Origin of the sequence: Colwellia sp. MB3u-41, from assembly GCF_014076845.1 — a bacterium.
GTDB lineage: Bacteria > Pseudomonadota > Gammaproteobacteria > Enterobacterales > Alteromonadaceae > Colwellia_A.
The window spans coordinates 602,135-625,969 of sequence record NZ_JACGUT010000084.1; the positions used below are offsets into that span (position 1 = coordinate 602,135).

Sequence of the window (23,835 nt, forward strand, 5' to 3'; positions counted from 1 at the left end):
TAGGAGCATTGCAATGAAACAAATTTTTTCGATTTATCGTTACAACCCTGATGTTGATAATGCACCTTACATGAAAGATTATGAGCTGGAAATTCCAGAAGGCTCAGATATGATGGTACTTGATGCACTTATTTTATTAAAAGAGCAAGATACTACTATCTCTTTCCGTCGTTCATGTCGTGAGGGAGTATGTGGCTCTGATGGTATGAATATTAACGGTAAGAATGGTTTAGGTTGTATTACACCATTATCGGCTGTTCCAGCAAAGAAAATAGTGTTACGCCCTTTACCTGGTTTACCGGTAGTACGTGATTTAGTTATTGATATGACACAGTTCTATAATCAATATGAAAAAATTAAGCCGTTCTTAATTAATGATGGTAAAAACCCTCCAGCACGTGAGCATCTTCAATCGATTGAAGAGCGGGAAAAGCTTGATGGTTTATATGAGTGTATTTTATGTGCTTGTTGTTCAACTTCTTGTCCGTCTTTCTGGTGGAACCCAGATAAGTTTATTGGACCAGCAGGTTTGTTGCATGCTTATCGCTTCTTAATTGATAGCCGTGATACTGCAACTGAAGAACGTTTAGATGGTTTGCAAGATGCCTACAGCGTATTCCGTTGTCATGGTATTATGAACTGTGTTGATGTTTGTCCAAAAGGATTAAACCCAACGAAAGCTATCGGCCACATTAAGTCGATGTTGATTTCACGCGCAGTATAAAATTAAATAGCAGAGTGTTAGATGAAATTATCTAGCACTTTGGTGTTTTAAAACAGGAATAGTCATCATTAGCAGATGACAATTAGCTATTAGTCTAGTTGACTTGCTAACGATAATTGTTTATTTTTTTATTGCTTTTATCCCATAAAGGAACAGGCAATGCCCGAAGGTACAATGAAGGCTTGGTTAGAGTCTTCTCATTTAAGTGGTGCTAACGCTACTTACATTGAAGAATTATACGAATCTTATTTGGATAACTCCCAATCTGTTTCTGCAGAATGGCGAACGTTATTCCAACAACTTCCAAAAATTGAAGGTGCTGACTTAGAATTCAGGCACTCTGAAATCCGCAATGAATTTAAAGAATTAGCTAAGCAATCCCATAAAACTGTTGTTGTTTCTGGTAGTAGTGATGCCAAACAAGTTAAAGTTTTACAGCTAATTAATGCTTTTCGTTTTCGTGGACATCAAAATGCTAACCTTGACCCATTAGGTTTGTGGAAGCGAGATAAGGTACGCGATTTACAACTGTCGCATCATGAACTTTCAGAAAATGACTTTGATACCGAGTTCAACGTCGGCTCATTTGCTACTTCTCAAGATGCGATGAAGTTAGGTGACTTATACAATGCCCTTAAAACTACCTATTGTGGTTCTATCGGTGCTGAATATATGCACATTACTGACACCGATGAAAAACGTTGGATCCAACAACGTTTAGAGTCTGTTCAGTCGCAAGCAAAATTTTCTGTCGACCAAAAAGAAGAAATTCTTAAAGGTCTTATCGCTGCCGATGGTATTTGTAAATACCTTGGGGCTAAGTTTCCAGGCGCTAAACGTTTCTCCCTTGAAGGTGGTGATGCGTTAATACCTATGCTAAAAGAGCTTATTACTCGTGCTGGTACGCAAGGCACTAAAGAAGTTGTTATTGGTATGGCTCACCGTGGCCGCTTAAATGTCTTAGTTAACGTGATGGGTAAAAATCCATCAAAGTTATTTGACGAGTTTGGCGGTAAACACGATGAAATTTTATCTTCAGGTGATGTTAAATATCACCAAGGTTATTCATCCGATTTTGTAACGCCTGGTGGCAATGTTCATTTAGCTTTGGCCTTTAACCCATCGCATCTAGAAATTGTTAACCCTGTTGTTATTGGCTCAGTCCGGGCACGTCAAGACAGACGTGGTGATAAAGTCGGTGATACGGTTCTTCCGGTTACTATTCATGGTGACGCTGCTATTGCCGGTCAGGGTGTGGTTCAAGAAACTTTTAATATGTCACAAGCACGTGCATTTAAAGTGGGCGGAACGATACGTATCGTTGTCAATAATCAGGTTGGGTTTACAACGTCTAATCCTGCAGATACGCGCAGTGGTGAATATTGTACTGAAATAGCAAAAATGGTTTCAGCTCCGATTCTTCATGTTAATGGCGATGACCCAGAAGCTGTTATCTTGGCTACACAAATTGCCCTTGATTATCGCAACGAATTTAAGCGTGATGTCGTTATCGACCTTGTTTGCTACCGTCGTCATGGTCACAATGAAGCTGATGAGCCTAGTGCAACGCAGCCATTGATGTACAAAAAAATTAAAAAACATCCAACACCTCGTCAGTTATATGCCCAGCGACTTGACACGGAAGGTTCAATTAACCTCGAACAGTCGAATGAATTATCGATGTATTATCGTAAGTTACTTGACGAAGGCCAGTGTACCGTTGAGCAATGGCGACCAATGACTGAACATTCAGTTGATTGGTCACCATACATCGGCCATAACTGGGATGATGATTACGAGAAAGAAATTTCTATTGAGAAGTTAAAAGAACTTGCAGGGACACTCTCAACATATCCTGAATCTCATCCTGTGCAAGGTCGTGTCAAGAAAATATACGACGACCGTGTTAAAATGGCATCGGGAGAGAAATTACTCGACTGGGGTATGGCTGAGAACTTAGCTTATGCATCTGTTGTTGACCTAGGTAAGCGTGTTCGTATTACCGGACAAGATTCTGGTCGTGGCACTTTTTTCCACCGTCACGCTGTTCTTCATAACCAAGAAGATTCAAGCAAGTACTTACCTTTAAAAAACATTCGTGAAGGTCAAGGTCCATTTGATATCCATGACTCAGTCTTGTCTGAAGTATCAGTGGTCGCTTTTGAATACGGTTATACCACAGCAGAACCTGCTGGTTTAACTATTTGGGAAGCACAATTTGGCGACTTTGCTAACTGTGCACAAGTAGTATTTGATCAATTCATTAGTTCTGGTGAGCAAAAGTGGGGTCGCTTGTGTGGTTTAACTATGTTGTTACCACATGGCTATGAAGGTCAAGGTCCAGAACATTCATCAGCACGTTTAGAGCGTTTCTTACAACTCTGTGCTGATCACAATATGCAAGTTTGTGTGCCGTCAACGCCTGCGCAAGTATTTAATATGCTTCGTCGTCAAGTCGTACGTCCAATGCGTCGCCCTTTAATTGTTATGTCACCTAAATCATTATTACGACATCCTTTAGCTGTTTCTTCATTAGAAGAACTTTCGACGGGTGTTTTCCATAATGTTATTGGTGAAATTGACGATATCGACCCTAAAAAAGTTGAACGTGTTGTATTTTGTAGTGGTAAGGTTTACTACGAATTACTTGACCAGCGTCGCAAGAGTGAGCAAGACAATGTTGTCATCATTCGAATCGAACAACTGTATCCATTTCCAGAAGAAGAGCTGCAAGCAGAGTTGGCGAAATACCAGCATGTGAAGCAATTCGTTTGGTGCCAGGAAGAGCCGCAAAACCAAGGTGCATGGTATTGTTCACAGCATCATTTTAGAGCGGCAATACCTGAAAGTACTTATTTGACATATGCAGGTCGCAAGGCTTCTGCAGCACCAGCTGTAGGTTATATGTCTGTCCATGTAAAAGAACAACAAGCGCTAGTCAATGACGCGCTATCTGTTGAAGACTAGTGAGTAAGGAATAAAATAAATGACCACCGAAATTAAGGTTCCCGTTTTACCTGAATCAGTTGCTGACGCAACCGTAGCTACTTGGCATGTACAAGTAGGTGATAAAGTTTCACGTGACCAAGTATTAGTAGATATTGAAACTGACAAAGTCGTGCTTGAAGTACAAGCCGTCGTTGATGGCGTAATCACTGAAATTTCTCAAGTTGAAGGCGCAACAGTATTAGGCGAGCAAGTTATTGCTATCCTTACTGAAGGCGACGCATCAGCTGATATTTCAGCTCCTGCAAAGCCTGCAGCTTCAGCTCCAGCGGCAACAGCAGTAAAAGTTATCGACATTATTGTACCGGTTTTACCTGAATCTGTTGCTGATGCAACGGTTGCAACTTGGCATGTTGCGGAAGGCGATACGGTTTCTGTTGACCAAAACTTGGTTGATATTGAAACGGATAAAGTGGTACTCGAAGTTGTTGCTCAAGACAATGGCGTGATTGGTAAAATCATTCATGTTGAAGGCGATACGGTATTAGGTTCACAAGTTATTGGTCAACTAAATGCGGGGGCAACAACTAGCGCTCCTGCTGCAACTGCAGAAGAAGCAATCAGCTCTGACGAATTAGCGAGTCCTTCAGTACGTCGTTTAATGACGGAAAAAGGCTTAACTGCTGCTGATGTTTCAGGTACAGGTAAAGGCGGACGCATTTCTAAAGAAGATGTTGAAGCGGCTATGAATAAACCTGCTGCTGCACCTGTAGCAAAAGCTGCTGCTCCAGCTCCTGTTGTTCAAGATCTAGGTGAACGTACTCAAAAGCGTGTGCCAATGACACGTTTACGTAAAACGATTGCGAAGCGTCTATTAGAAGCTAAAAACTCAACAGCAATGCTAACGACGTTTAACGAAGTTAACATGAAGCCAATCATGGATCTTCGTAAACAATACAAAGATTTGTTCGAGAAAACACATGATACACGTTTAGGTTTTATGTCGTTTTATGTTAAAGCTGTTACTGAAGCATTGAAACGTTTCCCAGCGGTAAATGCTTCAATCGATGGTGATGATATTGTTTATCATAACTTTTTTGATATATCTATTGCTGTTTCTACACCGCGTGGCTTAGTTACACCTGTTTTACGTGATGCTGACCAATTAGGTATGGCCGCTATTGAGAATGGTATCCGTGGCTTAGCAATCAAAGGTCGTGACGGTAAGCTTTCAATTGAAGATATGACAGGTGGTAATTTTACGATTACTAACGGTGGTGTTTTTGGTTCATTACTTTCAACACCAATCTTAAATTTACCGCAAGCGGCTATTTTAGGAATGCATAAAATCCAAGACAGACCAATGGCTGTTAACGGAAAAGTTGAAATACTCCCTATGATGTACTTAGCACTTTCTTACGACCATCGTTTAATTGATGGTAAAGAATCTGTTGGTTTCTTAGTGGCAATTAAAGACTTGTTAGAAGATCCAACTCGTCTACTTCTTGATATTTAATTGAGAATAATTAACCTTTCGATTTAGACTATAGTATTAGCTCTAGGGGCTTTGTTCCTTAGAGCTTTTATATTATAATCCATCGACTTTTTTCGATGATAGCAACTTTTTATTTATATATATGATTAAGACTTTTACTTATATTTATAATTAAGAACAGCTGTCATTATCATTCACAGATAAATGGAAATACACCATGAATTTGCATGAGTATCAAGCGAAACAATTATTCGCTGAATATGGTTTACCAGTTTCTGAAGGTTTCGCTTGCGATACACCTCAGGAAGCGGCAGAAGCGGCTGATAAAATCGGCGGCACTATGTGGGTTGTTAAAACTCAAGTACACGCGGGCGGTCGCGGTAAAGCTGGCGGCGTTAAGCTAGTTAAATCTAAGCAAGAAATTAAAGACTTCGCTCAAAACTGGTTAGGTAAGAACTTAGTGACTTACCAAACTGACGCAAACGGTCAGCCAGTAGCAAAAATTTTAGTAGAAAGCTGTACAGATATTGCTAACGAATTATACCTTGGTGCTGTTGTTGACCGCGCAAGTCGTAAAGTCGTATTCATGGCCTCTACTGAAGGCGGTGTTGATATTGAGAAAATTGCTGAAGAGACTCCTGAGTTAATTCATCAAGCTGAAATCGATCCACTTGTTGGCGCTCAACCTTACCAAGCACGTGAATTAGGCTTCAAGTTAGGTTTAAACCCAACGCAAATGAAGCAATTTGTTAAGATCTTTTTAGGTCTTGCAAAAATGTTTGAAGATTTCGATTTCGCCTTATTAGAAATTAACCCGTTAGTTATTACTGATGAAGGTAATCTTCACTGTTTAGATGGCAAAATTGGTATCGATGGTAATGCTTTATACCGTCAACCTAAAATGCGCGCGTTCCACGATCCATCTCAAGAAGATGAACGTGAAGCTCATGCAGCACGCTTTGAATTAAACTACGTAGCCTTAGACGGTAACGTTGGTTGTATGGTTAACGGTGCAGGCTTAGCAATGGGTACTATGGATATCGTAAATCTACACGGCGGCAAGCCAGCTAACTTCTTAGATGTTGGCGGCGGAGCGACGAAAGAACGTGTTTCTGAAGCATTCAAAATCATTCTTTCTGACGACAACGTTAAAGCTGTTTTAGTTAACATCTTTGGCGGCATCGTACGTTGTGACATGATTGCTGAAGGTATTATTGGCGCGGTTAAAGAAGTAGGCGTTAAAGTACCAGTTGTAGTACGTTTAGAAGGTACTAATGCTGAATTAGGTCGTGAAGTTCTTAAAAACTCTGGCTTAGATATCATTGCTGCTGAGTCATTAACTGATGCAGCGACAAAAGTTGTAGCAGCTGCGGAGGGCAAATAATGTCTATCTTAATTAACAAAGATACTAAAGTAATCTGTCAAGGTTTCACTGGTGGTCAAGGTACATTCCATTCAGAACAAGCACTTGAGTACGGTACACAAATGGTTGGTGGCGTAAGCCCAGGTAAAGGCGGTCAAACGCATTTAGGCCTACCAGTATTTAATACAGTACGTGAAGCAGTAGCAGCAACTGGCGCAACAGCAACAGTTATCTACGTTCCAGCTCCGTTTTGTAAAGATGCAATTTTAGAAGCTATTGATGCGGGCATTACACTTATCGTTACGATTACTGAAGGTATTCCAACTTTAGATATGGTTGACGTTAAAGCTAAGCTTGATCAATCTGGCGTTCGTATGATCGGTCCTAACTGTCCTGGCGTTATTACTCCAGGCGAAACTAAGATTGGTATCATGCCTGGTCATATCCATTTACCAGGTAAAGTAGGTATTGTTTCACGTTCTGGTACGCTTACGTACGAAGCCGTTAAGCAAACAACTGATGCTGGTTTTGGCCAATCTACTTGTGTAGGTATTGGTGGTGACCCTATCCCAGGTACTAACTTCATCGACGTATTGGAAATGTTCCAAAACGATCCACAAACTGAAGCAATCGTAATGATTGGTGAAATTGGCGGAACTGCTGAAGAAGAAGCTGCTGAATACATCAAAGCACACGTTACTAAACCTGTTGTATCTTACATTGCTGGTGTTACTGCACCAGAAGGTAAGCGTATGGGTCACGCTGGCGCGATTATCGCCGGTGGTAAAGGTACTGCTGATGAAAAATTTGCAGCATTAGAAGCGGCCGGTGTTAAAACTGTTCGTTCTTTAGCTGATATCGGCGTAGCACTTAAAGAGAAAACAGGTTGGTAGGCTAATGCTTACAACTTGTAATTCTTAATAAAAACCCGCTAGCTAGCGGGTTTTTTGTTTAATAATATGAATTCTATATATTTTTAATCTGCGGATTAAATCCGCCAAACTGTTGTTGGGGTTGCTGAGTTTGTTGCCTTGCCTGTTCCTCTTCAAGCCTAATTATCTCATCTAGTCTTTGTTCGTTTTCTAATAAATACTCAATACCACCATTTGTAATTGTGAAGCCATATCCACTATTACCGTTATAGTCTTCGGTGATCATTCTAGATATATAGCCTATTCGAGTTAGTTTTATCAAGGCTATTTGAAGCTGGGCTTCTGTGAATGGAAGTGCTTTTTGCTCTATATCCCAAAAAAACATACCATTTACTGTTGTCGTATGAGTAGATAATAGCTCGGATAACAAACGGAGAGATTTGTCATTTATTGAGTATTAGCTTTTGGAAACCTTAGGAGACAACACTTTATCTGTGGCAAAACTTTTTGTAAATGCTCCTTGCTGCTTCATTTGAGTAGCTATTTTTATACAAGCAGCATTCACAGCACAATCTAAATTTGTATCACTTCTATTTATATCAAAGCCAAGAGTATTGATTCCAGCTAAGTCACTGGCAATATATAGTTCGGTATTACGTGGTTTTAGAATGAAACAACGTTCTTTACCAAGTGAACCTATAAATAAGCCTAATTCAAAAAGAACATTATCTCTCACCGTTGGTTGGTTTTTTCCTCTCATAGTGACCACATCATCGGGAGAAAAAACAAATAGTGCATAATCAACGTTATCAGCTTTTGTCATTAAAGAGCTCAAAGTGTCAGTTCCAGCTTTGTCAAATATGTTTGGCCAAACGGATACTTCAGCGGAGTAATCTAATGCTACGTTACATGCATTAGCTATATCTATACTATCGCTTGATGACCCAATGAAAATTCTAGGTTTGCTTTCCATTTATATTACGCCTATAACTTTTAATGATCCAACTTTCTTAATGTTAACAACTTATTTAGTTTAATTATACTGTACATTGTCGCGGTGGCGACGACACCCAAAGGGAGGCTGACGCCGACCTCCCTCTGGACTCCCTCGGCACTGCTAATCAAGTGTTATCCTATATTCAAGGTAATATCTTAGACGTAACAGCGCTGATGGCACATCCATGTGCCGACATCGCTTTGTTCATCATCCCTGATGAACATACGTGAATATTACCTTTCATTTCGGAACTTGATTCAAGCAGACTTGGTGCGCGTTGGTAGGGTGGGGGGGAGCTACCGTCATTCCGTAAGTCTCTTGTACGGAATCTAGTCCAGTAAAACGGTGAACCTTGAATAAATAGTGTCAGGGTAAAATTAATTAGCGTACGTTATTCATGCATTATCGCTGTGGTGACGACACCCAAGAAGAAAAGCATACTGCCTCCACTCTAACCTTCTGCTTTGGACTCACCCGTCGCTGCAACATTAAACGTGTTTTCTCCATGCTCCTCAATATTCTCGACGTACCAGCGCTGATGCCACTTCCCTGTGCCAACAGCGCTTTCACTGGCATCCATGCCAGTGATACGTGAATATTGGTCATCATTCCGGCGTTTAATGGAGCAGATTTGGTGTTTGGTTCTTCTGTAGTTAATATATACTCATTTTTGTTTTTTTCGTTAGTCATCACGACTAGTCCAACAAACTCCAGTTCCCTCACAGCAACGGAGACTTAATTTAGATAAGTGCAATATTTATCGAAGCAATGGATGGCTATAACTAACGCCGCGCAGGGACGAGCATTCGTTAGGTATAGAAAACGGCAAAAATTAAAATTAATATTTCAGTTTTAGCTTAGCAGGGTGCTTTTGGGATTGGAAAGGGGAGCGTTCGTTCCCCTTTCTGTACCATCGCCACCGCGATGCCAAACAGTTAATCAAACTCCAAGCATTGCTGTTTTTTAGCTGTATACCTTCTTACAATTTCTCACGTTACGCCTACATTTAATCAACAAAACCCATAAGGAAACGAACGTAACAACACTTTACTATTCCCTTATAAACTACAAACACAAAAATTGGGAATTAACATTATGAACAAATCACTTATTAGCATCGCGTTACTTTTAGCATCATCAACTGTTTTTGCAGAAACGGAATATCCTGAAAATCCCGTATTACGACCATTAACATTAACAGATGGCACAATTTCTGTTGGTGGGGCATTAGCATGGGGCGAAGAAAAAGATCAGAGGCATGTAGCATTAAATATAAATGCTGCTTATGGTTTAACCGATAACCTAACCGTCGGCTTAGGCGGCCTTAATTACCGTTTTTTAGCTCGTCAGGATAATGATACAGGTTTAGAGTTAGCCGTAGGCTTAGGTGTTAGAGGTTATCAAGAGTCAACAATTAACGGTGATTCTGTTGCTTATGGCGCTGATTTAAATGGTAAGTATGTCTTTGATAAAAACCTCGCCTTAGTTTTCTCTGTAGGCTACGTAAAGTGGGATGAAGAAAAGCTCAAAAATAAAGATGAATATCGTTATTCGGTAGGCTTACAAACTAATATAGCAAAAAATTGGACCGCAACAGCTAATTACACTTACCGTGATTTAAAAGACTTCAATCAAAGCGGCGCAAATGAAATCAGTGTGGGTGTTAATTATGCCCTTACTAAGAATACAGATATTGGTATGTATGCTGGATATTCAGACTTCGATGCGCAAGAAAATGGTTATAAACTTGATAATAGTTATGATCGTTTTGTTGGTATTTATGCTACCTATCGTTTCTAAAATACTGTGTTTTTTAGCCCATGAAATCAAGCGCAATATAGCTGCTTAATGGTTAAGTCAGTTTCAAATCATTAATAACGGAAACATTGAACGTGTTATATAACACGCAACCGATAAATCACGATATTGTTTACTTTTTTATATCATTGTGCAAAAAAAGTAACTTTACTATTAACAGTAATTTAATCTTTTGTTAACCTGCACGCCTTATCGAAGGGAGTTCAATAAGGCGTGAAGGTTAATGTGTCTTTCCCTTCTAAATTTTAAAAGGAAAATTAAATTGAAGTATGTAAACCTCGTATTGATAACCACTTCTTTATGCTTGTTAACAGCATGTATAGAAGTTGAAGACGATAGTAATTCAGATGTAGCACAAGCCATTCAGGCGCAAAATGAAATTCTTAGTGGCACTAATCCTACAACTTCCGAAAATTCAACAGTTGCATTAACCGGCTTAATTGTTAATGCTGTTGACAATACCGAAGTCTCTGCAGCCAATATTACCGTGATTGCGGCAGATGTTGTTATTCAGGAAAACCTTGTTTTTACGGGGGGCGAATTTAAGATTGAAAACCTTCCATCTAGCTCTGACATTACGCTTATAATTTCAAGCAGTGATAACCGTTTTTTATCCCGTACATTCTTTATAAATACCGGTGATTCAAACGGGGTTAATACGCCAAAAGACTATGGAACATTAACAGTGTCAGAAGCTACAGATGTGCAAGTTACTGTTATGAACAATACGACAGGTCTACCGCTGCCAACCTTAGAATTTATCGCATATTCTCATTCTGGTAACAGTTCAAGAGCTAACAAGTATAAGCATGTTTCAGTTTATGATGCGGTGAACGGTGTTTATAACATCACGTTACCAAAATTCATCAATACCGGGATAAGAGCTAACTTAGATCTCAACGGAGATGGCGAAGTAGACTTTATTCCTGAATCTAACAATTTGCAGGATAACGATTTATATTACCCATCTGCCAATAAGCAAGAGTCATTAACTATATATGTTGAAGACAAAATGCCATTAGCTGAAGTTGAGTATCGCATAACACTTATTGATGAAAGTGCTAACACTATTTTAGGGGCAGATCTTACAGCAACAGGTTCAGATGGAGAGAAATCTACCTCTACTTATGATGAATTAACTGAGCAATATGTTTTATCTGCAAAATTTGCTAATTCTTCAACGATAGAAATACCTTCTTTCACTGCTAATGATGTCGTTTATCGAAGTAGTTCTGTACAATTAAATCTTGATGATATTGAAACTTTAACAGTATATGTTTCTGGTACTTCAGGAAATAATTATTATAACTCAAGTTTCGGAGTTAAAACTAGGTAATAAAAATAAAGTAAACTTATGATTTTAAATAGGTTGATGTCTCATTGTGGTAAAATACTTGTTATCTAGACAAAGTAAAAAACAACAAGAGACATCACATGAATTCTCCCACAAAGAAAGTAGCTTTACCATCATTAACCGCTGATTTACTGAGCCAAGCAAACCTTAATATTGATAACACATTTAGTTCAACATGGAAGCGCCTTAACGTTAACTCCATGTTGCTCCAAGCTAAATTTTCTAAGCGCTCAGGTACACCTGTCGGTGAAGTTGTTTTTCTATTGATGCTTTGGGTTTGGCTAAAAGTGGACTCGGTTGCCATGTTTTCAAAGGATGCGTTGCTCAGCTTCTCTGCGGCAAAAAAAGATGCATTATATGATCTAATTAACCGCGAAGATGCGGATTGGCGAAAGTTGCAATTGTTGATGGCTAAAAAAGTACTCAAGGCTAATGATAAGAGTAAGCTTAGTGCCTTTGTTATTGACGACTCTGTCAAGATGAGACGTGGTAAAAAGATGCCAGGCATATCGAGCCACTTTGACCATTTAACAGCCCGCTGCGTTATGGGGCAACAAATAGTTACGTTAGGTGTCGCTAATGATGAGCAGTTTGTTCCTGTTGATAACGAAATTTTCATCAGCCAGAGTAAGGAGCAAATGTTAGACTATAAATTTAATGATGGTCGCAGTATTGCGGCAAAACGCTATCAACAATCAAAGCAACAAACGAAACCAGAAATGGTTTGTGACATGATAGCCAGAGCTATCCGCGCAGGCATTAACGCTGATTATTTTTTAGCGGATGCATGGTTTGCCACCAAACATATTCTTAAAATGACGATAGAGCATTCGCTTGTTGCTGTTGTCAGAATGAAAAAAAACAAAATGAAATATCGTATAGTGGAGAAAGGTGTTAACCACTTGCTCTGCGCTAAAGAGCTATACAAACAACATGTTAAAGGTCACTGGCAAACACTTAATAATGTGCCTTACCAAAGTAAATCCGTGGTTGTTGAGTTGAACTTAACGAGCTCAGATAAAGAGCCAGCGCAATGGGTTAAAGTAAAATTGTTGTTTGTACGCTCAATAGATGAAGCTAAACAACAGGCAAGTAAACATGACTGGGCGTTATTTTTAACAACTGACTACCAGCTTGAAGATGAAAAAATACTTGAAGTTTATGCATTACGTTGGGGATTGAAGTTTACTTCAAGGAAGCCAAACAAAAACTCGGTTTCTTAAGAGAGCAAAGCCGACATTACAGTGCCTACATCGCCTCAATACACTTAACAGGATTAAGGTTTTGCTTGCTACTATTCGCTAAACAAGAGGAAGGGGCAGCAAGGCTTAGCGACGTTAGAAATAATTTTGAAGAAAGCCTATGTTGCTTGAATTTCGCCAGTAAATTGTGGGGCTTATTTAAAGCGTTAATTGCAGGAGCATTAAGTGAAATGGCAAATTTAACAAGCATTGAAAAATTTGACGTGCTAAACAAAATTGAACAAACGGTTATTGATTTTTTTACGCAAGTCATGCAAATGGATAGTTTTACCTTACGGCAAGAGGCGTTAGAATGATAAAAAATTCATTTTTCACCTTAGAAATGAACTCCGAAACTTGAGTTTTAACTATTTGCATCACATCACTTGGCGATTGTTTTGGTATTCCTCTAATAACCATGTGAATATGATCATTTGGTATTTCCAACTCAACTATATCAATATCGTAATCATACCCAAATTTTTGAATTATCCCCTTCATCGTTGAACGATAAGGCTCAACAAAAACTTTATGTCGATACTTAGGTATCCACACAAAGTGGTACATTAGCCTAAATACATGATGTGTATTTCTTTGAAGTTCCATGAGCCGAATAGCATAAACTGGGGTTCCCCCAGTATACACTATCCAGCACGGGGGCAAGCCCCCGAGATTTACGCTTCGCTAGTTAAAACCCGCACTTTCAATGGTGACGGGTATATAAGACTATAGTTTAGATCTCTAATTGAGGAAACTGTTTCAAAATTTGATCGTAAAGATTGCGATCATTTTCTTTAAAACTTAAAACTTTTTCTTTGTGGCTTTGCACAACTGTTATTCCATTCCTTAAAAGAGTATCAATAATATTTAATACACTAAAGTCTGATTTTACAAGTAATAAAGCTTGATCTAATGAGTCTAAGCCTCCGCTATTGACATTTACAGAGACACCTTGACTAAGTAGGTAATCAATAATATCTTTAGCTTTATGTATCACTCCGTGATAAATAGCATTATTTCCTGCGGCGTCTTTAAGATGTATATCTAAACCATATGAATATAACTTTCGGGTTAAACTTACATTGTTATTTCTAGTTAATATAAAAATAATATTAGGCCCAAGCTTTGCTCCATTTTCAAGTAGCTGCCTTATCGTTTCCCAAGGTTGACCTGTAGTGATGGCAAAATTAAGTTTTATTGCTAACTTCGTTTCATTATTTTCGTTTTCGATATCAGAAAATTCAATATCTGAAATGATTTTTTCTGTGGACTCCCAATTCTTAGACGCGGCAGCAAAGGCTTCATTGATAGCTTTTGTTTTACTTTTAGGATAACTTTTATGGATAAGTTTTTGTTTTTCTAACTTTTTAATTAGATCTTTGTTTACAAAATCTTGAAGCACCAATTTACTAGTAAGATCTTTTTTACCTTTTAAAGTTTCCTTGACCATTTCGAGAGTCTGATTTTTCAAACTATACTTTTCAATTAATTTAAGTTTGTCTATATTGCTTTTTAAATGCCGACTCCCATCATTATTTTTATTGTCTGGTGAAGAGTCATTTAAAGCCAAACGGAGCATTTTGTTACCCGTTTTAAGAAAACATTTATTTAATATTGTATCACTTCCAATGAGTTTTAAGTGACCGTGTAAAATAGCTCTATATAAATCTATTATTTTGAAATTTATAAAAGGCTCCGATTTTATTGGTAGAGAATTATCCGAAATATCTGAGTAAAAGTCCAAATACTTTCTAGATACATCATCAGGTAACCAGAGAGTCAATCTATCTACGATAAGTGAGTTACTTGGCTTAACTGAGTATTTCATTAATATTAGGAATATTTCTAAATATTTTTCCTTTTGCTTATCATTTTCAGGACTAGCAATTAAATCAAGAGCATTACTGTAAAAACCATCAAAAGGGTCTGGTGTATGTGGGCTATTTAATGATAACCAATATTCTACTAATTCAGGCGAGGATGAGCGTACAGCAATAGTTGTTAAGCTTTTATATCGGCTAAGTTCATGAAAAATGATACCAACATCAAGATTACTAGCACGGTATAAAGCATCAATAAAACTTACTGACAAGTTTAATTCAGTAGCGGTGATTAAATCAATATATGTAGGTCTAATCCCGATATTTATAAGTCTAAACGCTAATTTAACTCCTTCATGTTTGTTTTTTAAAAGTAAGTGTGAAATTGGAGATACATTTTTCAAAGAAATATAAGAATAGTTATTTAATGGCAATGCCCCCTCAGAAAATGCATTGAAAAGCTCATTATAATTTTCTTTTACTAATAAAGCTTGAAATAAACTAGCCTCAGATGAACTCATTAGTTGTGCGTTAATATCAGCAAGAAAAGGCAAATTCATCCTATATTTATTTGGAGCAGTAAAATTTCTTCCTTGTATTATTCCAATGCCCGATAATTTCGAAAAGTGATCTAATAACGTGTTATCTACACCATCGTTTTTAAGTTTATTTATAAATCTATTGATTTCTGCTTTTTTACTTACCTTCCAAGCTTGCAGATCATTTATTTCAGTTAAGTAGTCATCACATAAATTCGAAAAAGCATTTATTGATTTACTATTAAGAGTGTTATTAGAAGATATATCTTTTATTAATTTTTGAAGGGGAATACTTTTTGATGTTTTCTGATCTATAATTATTTCATTTTGAGTTGTTTGAGTATTATATTCACTAAAATTAAAAAATATAGCCCCTCCCCCTAGAACACATATACAAAGTAATAAATATTTAATTTTTTTCATAATATGGCCAAGATAACTTATGAGTAGATAGCAGGTATATTTACCTGCTATTATTATTTTTTATTATTATAATCCAATCTTCATGCAATCTTTTTTAACAGATTCTACCGCATTAGCACAGATATTTTCCGCAGAAATATTCACGATAGCGACCCCTACTCCACATGATACCCCAACTGCAATTCCTACTGCAGTTCCTAGAGGCCAAGCTGGCATAATCGAACTGGTTAAAACAGAACATGCAGCACCTGTTGCTATCAAAGCATACTGAAGCTCACTTACACAGGCTGGTATTGCAGCATCAGCCTGCATATAACACCTTGCTACTAACTGAGCGCGGATATTTTCTAAATTTATTGCTGACATATTAAAACCTGAAGCAGCAAATGCGCCTTCACCGTAGGCGTCATCATATAAAACACCAATTGATACCCAATCATCTGAAAATTGATGCTGACAGGCATAATCACAAGGCACTTCAATCCTCTCCATAATAATAACAGCATTTGCCGTATTGAATTGTAATGAGATTTTATTATTTTCTGTGTTTATTTGTATCGAAGTAAAAAACAGTATTGAGGCTATTACTCCTAAAAAAATTTTCATTAAATTTCCTTTTTTTTTGCAAGATATTTACATTTGTGTAAATATCATCGTAGTATTATAATAATTGGTTAACGTGTAAAGGTAAAAATCCCCGCAGCAAGGAGGATGTCGCGAAAGCCAGTCAGACACATAACAGTTTGAATTGTTTAATTTTACTTGGTTTTATTGGTATAATATTGACATGTTTTATTAGCGCTTTTATCTATTGTAATGACAACCAATTCGAAAATTTTTATCGACACAAGTGGGCAATCAGATTTATTTGCCTACCATGCGGCACAGGCGAGAAGTGAAAAACCAATCCTTACTGAAGCAACCCCTGGTATTAAACGTCGATTTAACGCGCCAGATCCAACAAACATTACCATAGGCAATACACTGCTTGAGGAGCATTTAACACTGGCGAAGCAAAAACTACCGCTAGTGATAGCTCAGGTTTTGGATAATCAAAGCTGGATAGTGTTCGAGCAGCGCTATTCAAACCAAGGGCGTCCTCCTTATGCACCGCGCAATATGCTCGGCCTGATCCTTTACGGGTTCATGCAAGGTGTCTCCTCATTGAGAGGGCTGGAAAGGCTTGCACGACTTGATCTTGGTTGCATGTGGGTCACTGGTGGTATTGCACCAGATCACGCCAATATTGGCCGATTCATTAATATGCATAGTGAATCATTGACAGAGTCTTTTTTTGAATCAATCGTACAAACAACATTAATAATGACTGGCTCAGGCATAGCATCGTTGGCTGGAGACGGGACTGTGATTGAAGCCGCTTGTTCACATTACAAAGTCTGTAGGGAAGAAGCATTGAAAGCTGCCGAAGAAGAAGCCCAGAAAGCCTTGGATAAAGACCCAAAGAATAGCCATCTTCAAGATGGCGTTGATCAAATAACCAAAGCGGTGAAAATATTTGATGAGCGTAAGAAAAACAGGGAAGCCAATGGGAGAAAATCGCACACGTTATCAATTAGTCCATCAGAGCCAGAAGCGATGGTACAACAGGCAAAGCGTGGACGGGGATATGCGGCAAGTTACAAGCCATCTGTGCTAGCCAATGAACAGCGAGTTGTTGTTGCCATCGCGGTAGATCCAAGTAATGAAAATATTGTTATACCGAAGATGCTTGATAGGGCAATGAGTCTAACCTCACAGAAGACGGAACAACTTTTACTCGATGCAGGATATTGCACTGACAACATTATTAATGACACACTGGATCGCGATATCAGCCTACTGTGTCCTGAAGGAAAGAAACCAGGTAAACCAAAAGATTCAAAGAAGTTTGCAAAAGGCCGCTTTCGTTATGATGCTACGCAAGATGTATATATCTGTCCTGCTGGTGAGCAACTAATAAAATCGCGATCATCGCGATGATATATCGAATTTTTCAGATAAAAGGTAACAAAGTAAAGCTCGCCCGTTAGTTAGCGCTACTGACCAAATTTGACTTAGTAATTTGTGAGCCAAAAGGTTTTTGCACCATCCTCCAAGGGAATTAAACCCCCAAGAGATTAAATACATACTAAATTCCTTTTTCATTTTAAATAGGTTTATGGTATAAGTTAAATATAATAATAGGTTAGGCACTAGTATGGATCCGGTAGAAGAAGTAATTGCACTTAATAAAATTAAAAATATTCAAAAAATACAAGGATACGAAAAAAAATATCATCAACTAGGTTATATGCCATTCTTCTTATTTATTATAACAATAGTTATTTTTTTATTCCTCCCTTTGCCTACACTTATCAGGACGGAGATATTTTATGTACCTTATTTTTTATTCATTATATTTATTATGTTTTTTCAAATGAATGAGAAAATAAAACTATTAAAAATGATCTTTGAACTAAAATTTAAAGATTCTATTTAGATCCCCCCCACGGCAAGATCATTATAAATTGAATTAATGTTGTAGCTGTGATCAAATCCATGCCTTACAAAGCATTGGTTTCCCCGTATGAGCACTACTTTTTTAAAACATTTTGAATCAATAAGGGGTTTTGGGCACTTATAGATAGCTAAAAGTATAATCAAATAATACAAGCTACTGATATTTGTATTATAAAAAGATAATTATTTTTGATTATATAACTCAAGTTTCGGAGTTCATTTCTAAGGTGAAAAATGAATTTTTTATCATTCTAACGCCTCTTGCCGTAAGGTAAAACTATCCATTTGCATGACTTGCGTAAAAAAATCAATAACCGTTTGTTCAATTTTGTTTAGCACGTCAAATTTTTCAATGCTTGTTAAATTTGCCATTTCACTTAATGCTCCTGCAATTAACGCTTTAAATAAGCCCCACAATTTACTGGCGAAATTCAAGCAACATAGGCTTTCTTCAAAATTATTTCTAACGTCGCTAAGCCTTGCTGCCCCTTCCTCTTGTTTAGCGAATAGTAGCAAGCAAAACCTTAATCCTGTTAAGTGTATTGAGGCGATGTAGGCACTGTAATGTCGGCTTTGCTCTCTTAAGAAACCGAGTTTTTGTTTGGCTTCCTTGAAGTAAACTTCAATCCCCAACGTAATGCATAAACTTCAAGTATTTTTTCATCTTCAAGCTGGTAGTCAGTTGTTAAAAATAACGCCCAGTCATGTTTACTTGCCTGTTGTTTAGCTTCATCTATTGAGCGTACAAACAACAATTTTACTTTAACCCATTGCGCTGGCTCTTTATCTGAGCTCGTTAAGTTCAACTCAACAACCACGGATTTACTTTGGTAAGGCACATTATTAAGTGTTTGCCAGTGACCTTTAACATGTTGTTTGTATAGCTCTTTAGCGCAGAGCAAGTGGTTAACACCTTTCTCCACTATACGATATTTCATTTTGTTTTTTTTCATTCTGACAACAGCAACAAGCGAATGCTCTATCGTCATTTTAAGAATATGTTTGGTGGCAAACCATGCATCCGCTAAAAAATAATCAGCGTTAATGCCTGCGCGGATAGCTCTGGCTATCATGTCACAAACCATTTCTGGTTTCGTTTGTTGCTTTGATTGTTGATAGCGTTTTGCCGCAATACCGGCGTTTTTCAAGCTAGTTGTCGCCTAAAGTTTAAATTTATGCCGCCTTGTTCTCTACTACCTCTGATTTCCCTTTTTCAGGGTTAAGGTAAACTTCTTCAATATGATCCCAGTTTTTAATTTCACCTGACCATCTATTGGGATTTTCTAACTTAGCCTTTTTATACACCAACGTTCGAGCCACTAATATTTCAATATCTTTACCTGTATGGCGCTCAACGGGGGTAGTAAATTTAATACCGCTATGGCGGTGTTCATGGTTATACCACTGCACAAAACACTTAACCCAATCTCTTGCTACCCCTATATCTGCAAAAGGTTTTTCAGGATATTCAGGTCGATATTTTAACGTGCGAAATACGGATTCTGAATAGGGGGTTGTCATTACTTACTGATGGTCTACTAAACGAAGGAACCACCCCTAACTCTTGTAAAGTAGCTAACATGGTCGCTCCTTTCATAGGGCTACCGTTATCCGAGTGCAAGGTCACTTGGTTTTTTTCTACTTTTTCTCTGTTACATATATCGGTCATCAAATCAGCCGCTAATACGCTGAGTTCTTCATGGTGAATTTGCCAGCCAACAATTTTACGACTGTAAATATCGAGCACCAAATATAGGTATAAAAAGATACCTTTAACTTGTGTTGGCAAATAGGTGATATCCCAGGTATAAATTTGATTCGGCGCTTTTGCGGTTAAGGCTCTTGGCTTATTAATCTTTCGGTTAGGTTTGCTTTTATCTCGATGTTTTAACTGTTTACACTCGTTCAATACACGATAGAAACTGGCTTCTGATGCAATATAAATACCCGTATCCGCTAACCTTGGTACTATTTGGCAAGGGGGTAACTTGGCGTATTCTGGCTGGTTAGCTACTTTGATAATACGTTGTCGCTCTAGCGCTGATAATTTATGCTTAGGCGTATGTTTAGGCGCTATACGACCATCTTGTTTGTTGGGGTTAACATTCCAGCGCTGAAACGTTTTAGTACTGATACCAACGATGTTACAAGCCTTTTCTTGCTTGGCTCCTGTGTTACAAGCGTCAGTGACTAAACCGATAATATCTTCTCGCTCTACGTTCATAGTGAGCTGTCCTCGTCGCTTCCCCAAATCTCGTGGACTTTTTTTTGGAGAACGAGCAAAGCAGCAGTCTCGGCGAGTGCTTTTCCTTTGCGATTTAATTCTTTTTTTAACACTTTATTTTCATGTTTAAGATTTTTGATTTCAGTACGAGAAATAGGTTTATTAAGCTCAGTATTTCCACTAACAAAATCTAACTTCCATTGCGTTATATGATGAGGATAAATACCATGCTCGCGACAATACTCACTTAATGCTTCACCATCTAATGAGTTACAACTTAACACCATGTTAAATCGTTCTTCTAAAGTCCAATCTTGTGGGCGTTTTTCTTGAGTCAAAAGAGTTTTCTCGTTTGTTGACGTTGTATTAAGTTTTTGCTGTTTAGCTTCAACTCTCCATCGATTTAAAGATGAAAGATTAACACCTAAAGAATCAGCAACTTCTTTTATTGTCACATTATCTGCTTTAAGTAATATCTTTTCTACTGCTTGTATTTTAAATGCTTGTGAGTAATTTCGACTCATATTTATTACCTCTAACTAAAAAATTAGAGGCGACAACTAGTCTGACACAGGGGGATACTGCGACCATCATTAAATTTATAGTCTAACATTTGCTCCTTACTCTGGCTGATGAAAATTTCGTTATCAACAGGAACAAACTGCTCATCATTAGCGACACCTAACGTAACTATTTGTTACCCCATAACGCAGCGGGCTGTTAAATGGTCAAAGTGGCTCGATATGCCTGGCATCTTTTTACCACGTCTCATTTTGACAGAGTCGTCAATAACAAAGGCACTAAGCTTACTCTTATCATTAGCCTTGAGTGCTTTTTTAGCCATCAACAATTGCAACTTTCGCCAATCCGCATCTTCGCGGTTAATTAGATCATATAATGCATCTTTTTTTGCCGCAGAGAAGCTGAGCAACGCATCCTTTGAAAACATGGCAACCGAGTCCACTTTTAGCCAAACCCAAAGCATCAATAGAAAAACAACTTCACCGACAGGTGTACCTGAGCGCTTAGAAAATTTAGCTTGGAGCAACATGGAGTTAACGTTAAGGCGCTTCCATGTTGAACTAAATGTGTTATCAATATTAAGGTTTGCTTGGCTCAGTAAATCAGCGGTTAATGATGGTAAAGCTACTTTCTTTGTGGGAGAATTCATGTGATGTCTCTTGTTGTTTTTTACTTTGTCTAGATAACAAGTATTTTACCACAATGAGACATCAACCTATTTAAAATCATAAGTTTACTTTATTTTTATTACCTAGTTTTAACTCCGAAACTTGAGTTATAATATCCCGTATTCAAATGTTGTTGAGTTGGCTGTAATGCCAAGAGTGCTCGATAACGGCTCTTCTGCTTTAGAAGTGATCGCAGTTGCTAATAAAGTAGACTTTGTTGATCATAGCTTTAGCGTGTTTTATTCACAGCCAATTACGGTATCTGCAAGCAGTCTTTCATTAACAAATACTTCTGGTTTTACAGTAATAAAAGGCAATGATGACTCAAATGATATCGTTTTAGCAGGGACTACTATTGTAAGTGGTAATGTAAATATCCCTGTAACATTCGAAACAAGTTTAAACGATACAAAATTAACGGTTACACCAGTTAGTACGTTAACTTCAGGGCAAGATTATAATTATGAGGTTAATTCTTTAGCTGTGAAAGCGACTGAAAAATTAGTTGATGTTAATGGTGATTCCCTTTCATTTTCTATTGAAGATAACAGTGATACTTTTGATATTAATGACATTCGTCTAGATAATAATAACTATAAGACTAATGGAGTAATTATAACTCCAACTAATTCAGCGGGCGACTCGTCTAGTCCATACAATTACAATCGTGATGCTTATTTGTACTTACCTACAAGTATTAACGCTTTACAAACGCTTTCACTGCGTAGTGTTTCTATAACTCAAGACGGCGTAAACTCTAATTCAATAAGAGACTTTAACCTTGTCAGAAATGGTAACCCTTATAATGCGTATGCTATAGGATTAGTGCAATTAGCGGAAAACGAAACTTTAATTCGTGATAATCTAAACATAAGTATCGAAATTGGTAGCGCTCAACTTGATAGTCAAAAAGTTTATCGCACTAGTACAAACGAATATATGTCTGACAATTTGGTTGGTTCTGAAAACAGCATGACGTTTGAATATGCCTATGAAACTAAAACTGGTGTTGTCGCTACAGGCACCCTAACTATCCCTGTGCAATAAATCACGTTTGAAAGTGTCTAATATCAAGTGTTTAAGTGAGGATATATATCCTCACTTAAAACGTTACACTATTCAGTAAAATGAATGATGGCGTTCACTTATTATCTAAAACCCGCTGAACTGCGGGTTTTTTATTGTTTTTAATCCCCCATAATAGTTACGATTGTAGTCTTTGACACCTAGGATACAGAGATATTATTTAACTTTACTATCACATTGGTATTCAGGCTTCTTTAACAAGGTGAATGTAAAGATAGCCCCATAAATTGCAGTAAAAAATATGCTTGGCATAATCGTCAGTAGTAAGTTGGGTGTTTGATTAAGGACATTAATCAAATAAACCATGCTTGATTGCATTAACAAAGGAGGAAGAATCGCCATGTATGGGTGGTCGTGGCATTTCATTTTATTTATTACCCAAATTAACAGCGTGCTAAAAGTTAATGTCATAAACGCGCTGTACGTGCTCTGAATGAGCGCTGTTCGTAATAACAAGGCTACATCATCTGTTACTCTACTATTGGCGTACCACGTCCATGCAAAGTAAAAAATAAAACTGATCAATACAGGTAATATTGTGTGTTTATTTGCGATCATTGAATAGCCTAAATAATAAAAAAGTCGCTTACTGATGTTTAAACAGTAGCATAATCGTCGACTCATATAATTGAATTTCACCGCGAGCAGGGTAATCTTGCTTTAAAATACTCTGTTTATTCTACTTATGTTTAGTGTAACCACAGCCTAAAGTTGTTATGAATATAAAAAATAATTTTTACTATCATCTAGACTGAATTAATCAAAATATCATGATTTAATTGTTTTTACTCTATTAAATTAGCTCAAGTTTTGTCTTCTTACTTTGAAAATACAACCCTGGCTGAAGCCTTTTTCGCTAAAACTGTAACCCATTTTATAGCTATTATAACCAAGTGTGCAGAGTATACAGGGGAGACACGTAAACGTTTTACTTGCCCTTTTATTCACCAATTTATACAATAGTCCTATTTTATAGACCATACTTAGTCAATTAATATTTCAAATGTTGTTATTAAGCCAAGTCAAAAGAACACACATGGAGGTCAAGCGAACAGCGTTATATTTTATAAATACTCAGTTAAAGGTGTAGGGTAATTGAAGATACTCTTCAGCCAATATTTTTTACTTAAGCTTAATGCTATATGCATTTTGTTTATAGTTTCGCTTCCTGTTTTTGCCACTTCAACAATCATAGCGCCAACCTTTATTGTAAATGTAATATCAGACGTTAATGTAAAAAAAAA

Annotated in this window: 21 protein-coding genes and 1 pseudogene; 12 read left to right on the forward strand and 10 right to left on the reverse strand. The window is 37.5% G+C overall.

What is annotated here, in order from left to right; translation table 11 throughout:
• Nucleotides 1-13 precede the first annotated feature (13 nt).
• The 5 genes from H4J73_RS19340 (at nucleotide 14) to sucD (ending at nucleotide 7,421) form a co-directional block, all read left to right on the forward strand.
• Nucleotides 14-724 carry a succinate dehydrogenase iron-sulfur subunit gene (locus tag H4J73_RS19340; protein ID WP_182182093.1) on the forward strand — a complete coding sequence of 237 codons (711 nt, stop codon included), beginning with the start codon at nucleotides 14-16 and terminating at the stop codon, nucleotides 722-724.
• Between the two features lie 159 nt (nucleotides 725-883).
• Nucleotides 884-3,691: a 2-oxoglutarate dehydrogenase E1 component gene (locus H4J73_RS19345; protein ID WP_182182094.1), complete on the forward strand. Its 2,808-nt coding sequence runs from the start codon at nucleotides 884-886 to the stop codon at nucleotides 3,689-3,691.
• 19 nt (nucleotides 3,692-3,710) lie between these two features.
• Nucleotides 3,711-5,186 (forward strand): 2-oxoglutarate dehydrogenase complex dihydrolipoyllysine-residue succinyltransferase, encoded by a 1,476-nt coding sequence (gene odhB, locus H4J73_RS19350; protein WP_182223385.1) that lies wholly within the window; start codon nucleotides 3,711-3,713, stop codon nucleotides 5,184-5,186.
• Between the two features lie 196 nt (nucleotides 5,187-5,382).
• Nucleotides 5,383-6,549, forward strand: a complete 1,167-nt coding sequence (gene sucC / locus H4J73_RS19355; RefSeq protein ID WP_182173260.1) for an ADP-forming succinate--CoA ligase subunit beta — start codon at nucleotides 5,383-5,385, stop codon at nucleotides 6,547-6,549.
• Nucleotides 6,549-7,421, forward strand: a complete 873-nt coding sequence (gene sucD / locus H4J73_RS19360; RefSeq protein WP_182182097.1) for a succinate--CoA ligase subunit alpha — start codon at nucleotides 6,549-6,551, stop codon at nucleotides 7,419-7,421. The genes sucC and sucD overlap by 1 nt, the downstream gene beginning before the upstream one ends.
• Nucleotides 7,422-7,494: 73 nt before the next feature.
• On the opposite strand, the gene H4J73_RS19365 is transcribed toward sucD, so the two are convergent.
• Both H4J73_RS19365 and H4J73_RS19370 read right to left on the reverse strand, forming a co-directional pair.
• Nucleotides 7,495-7,785, reverse strand: a complete 291-nt coding sequence (locus tag H4J73_RS19365) for a hypothetical protein (protein WP_182182098.1) — start codon at nucleotides 7,783-7,785, stop codon at nucleotides 7,495-7,497.
• Nucleotides 7,786-7,857: 72 nt separating this feature from the next.
• Nucleotides 7,858-8,373 (reverse strand): TIR domain-containing protein, encoded by a 516-nt coding sequence (locus H4J73_RS19370; RefSeq protein WP_182182099.1) that lies wholly within the window; start codon nucleotides 8,371-8,373, stop codon nucleotides 7,858-7,860.
• A gap of 1,119 nt (nucleotides 8,374-9,492) precedes the next feature.
• On the opposite strand from H4J73_RS19370, the gene H4J73_RS19375 reads away from it, so the two are divergent.
• The 4 genes from H4J73_RS19375 (at nucleotide 9,493) to H4J73_RS20700 (ending at nucleotide 13,127) form a co-directional block, all read left to right on the forward strand.
• Nucleotides 9,493-10,197 carry an outer membrane beta-barrel protein gene (locus H4J73_RS19375; RefSeq protein WP_182182100.1) on the forward strand — a complete coding sequence of 235 codons (705 nt, stop codon included), beginning with the start codon at nucleotides 9,493-9,495 and terminating at the stop codon, nucleotides 10,195-10,197.
• Between the two features lie 280 nt (nucleotides 10,198-10,477).
• Nucleotides 10,478-11,551, forward strand: coding sequence for a hypothetical protein (locus tag H4J73_RS19380; protein ID WP_182182101.1), 1,074 nt, complete (start codon nucleotides 10,478-10,480; stop codon nucleotides 11,549-11,551).
• A gap of 98 nt (nucleotides 11,552-11,649) precedes the next feature.
• Complete coding sequence (locus H4J73_RS19385; RefSeq protein WP_259367955.1) at nucleotides 11,650-12,792, forward strand: transposase; 1,143 nt, start codon at nucleotides 11,650-11,652, stop codon at nucleotides 12,790-12,792.
• Nucleotides 12,793-12,857: 65 nt separating this feature from the next.
• Nucleotides 12,858-13,127: a hypothetical protein gene (locus H4J73_RS20700; RefSeq protein ID WP_182250278.1), complete on the forward strand. Its 270-nt coding sequence runs from the start codon at nucleotides 12,858-12,860 to the stop codon at nucleotides 13,125-13,127.
• Here the strand turns inward: H4J73_RS20700 and tnpA are convergent.
• From tnpA to H4J73_RS19400, 3 genes are all read right to left on the reverse strand, one after another.
• On the reverse strand, nucleotides 13,099-13,416 hold the full coding sequence (tnpA, locus tag H4J73_RS19390) for an IS200/IS605 family transposase (protein WP_259366624.1): 318 nt from the start codon (nucleotides 13,414-13,416) through the stop codon (nucleotides 13,099-13,101). The two genes, H4J73_RS20700 and tnpA, sit on opposite strands and share 29 nt — an antisense overlap.
• Before the next feature lie 127 nt (nucleotides 13,417-13,543).
• Nucleotides 13,544-15,592 (reverse strand): hypothetical protein, encoded by a 2,049-nt coding sequence (locus tag H4J73_RS19395; RefSeq protein WP_182223386.1) that lies wholly within the window; start codon nucleotides 15,590-15,592, stop codon nucleotides 13,544-13,546.
• Between the two features lie 66 nt (nucleotides 15,593-15,658).
• The gene (locus H4J73_RS19400; RefSeq protein ID WP_182176830.1) at nucleotides 15,659-16,198 is read right to left on the reverse strand and encodes a hypothetical protein; all 540 of its coding nucleotides are present in this window, start codon (nucleotides 16,196-16,198) and stop codon (nucleotides 15,659-15,661) included.
• 210 nt (nucleotides 16,199-16,408) lie between these two features.
• Here H4J73_RS19400 and H4J73_RS19405 point away from each other — a divergent pair, with 210 nt between their 5' ends.
• The gene (locus H4J73_RS19405; protein ID WP_182176831.1) at nucleotides 16,409-17,572 is read left to right on the forward strand and encodes a transposase; all 1,164 of its coding nucleotides are present in this window, start codon (nucleotides 16,409-16,411) and stop codon (nucleotides 17,570-17,572) included.
• Nucleotides 17,573-17,789: 217 nt separating this feature from the next.
• A complete protein-coding gene (locus H4J73_RS19410) occupies nucleotides 17,790-18,071 on the forward strand; it encodes a hypothetical protein (protein WP_182176832.1) in 282 nt (93 codons plus the stop codon).
• A 266-nt stretch (nucleotides 18,072-18,337) separates the two neighbouring features.
• On the opposite strand, the gene H4J73_RS19415 is transcribed toward H4J73_RS19410, so the two are convergent.
• The 4 genes and pseudogenes from H4J73_RS19415 to H4J73_RS19430 form a co-directional block, all read right to left on the reverse strand.
• Complete coding sequence (locus H4J73_RS19415) at nucleotides 18,338-18,607, reverse strand: hypothetical protein (RefSeq protein WP_182250278.1); 270 nt, start codon at nucleotides 18,605-18,607, stop codon at nucleotides 18,338-18,340.
• Between the two features lie 65 nt (nucleotides 18,608-18,672).
• Entirely contained in the window at nucleotides 18,673-19,239 is a 567-nt protein-coding gene (locus tag H4J73_RS19420) for a transposase (RefSeq protein ID WP_182250276.1), read from the reverse strand.
• A 25-nt stretch (nucleotides 19,240-19,264) separates the two neighbouring features.
• Nucleotides 19,265-20,839, reverse strand: a pseudogene (locus tag H4J73_RS19425) (IS3 family transposase).
• A 173-nt stretch (nucleotides 20,840-21,012) separates the two neighbouring features.
• Nucleotides 21,013-21,486, reverse strand: a complete 474-nt coding sequence (locus H4J73_RS19430) for a transposase (RefSeq protein ID WP_182188773.1) — start codon at nucleotides 21,484-21,486, stop codon at nucleotides 21,013-21,015.
• A gap of 166 nt (nucleotides 21,487-21,652) precedes the next feature.
• Between H4J73_RS19430 and H4J73_RS19435 the strand changes: the two genes are divergently transcribed.
• Nucleotides 21,653-22,552 carry a hypothetical protein gene (locus H4J73_RS19435; RefSeq protein ID WP_182178377.1) on the forward strand — a complete coding sequence of 300 codons (900 nt, stop codon included), beginning with the start codon at nucleotides 21,653-21,655 and terminating at the stop codon, nucleotides 22,550-22,552.
• Nucleotides 22,553-22,747: 195 nt separating this feature from the next.
• Here the strand turns inward: H4J73_RS19435 and H4J73_RS19440 are convergent, their stop codons facing one another.
• The gene (locus tag H4J73_RS19440; protein ID WP_182178379.1) at nucleotides 22,748-23,149 is read right to left on the reverse strand and encodes a hypothetical protein; all 402 of its coding nucleotides are present in this window, start codon (nucleotides 23,147-23,149) and stop codon (nucleotides 22,748-22,750) included.
• Nucleotides 23,150-23,835 lie beyond the last annotated feature (686 nt).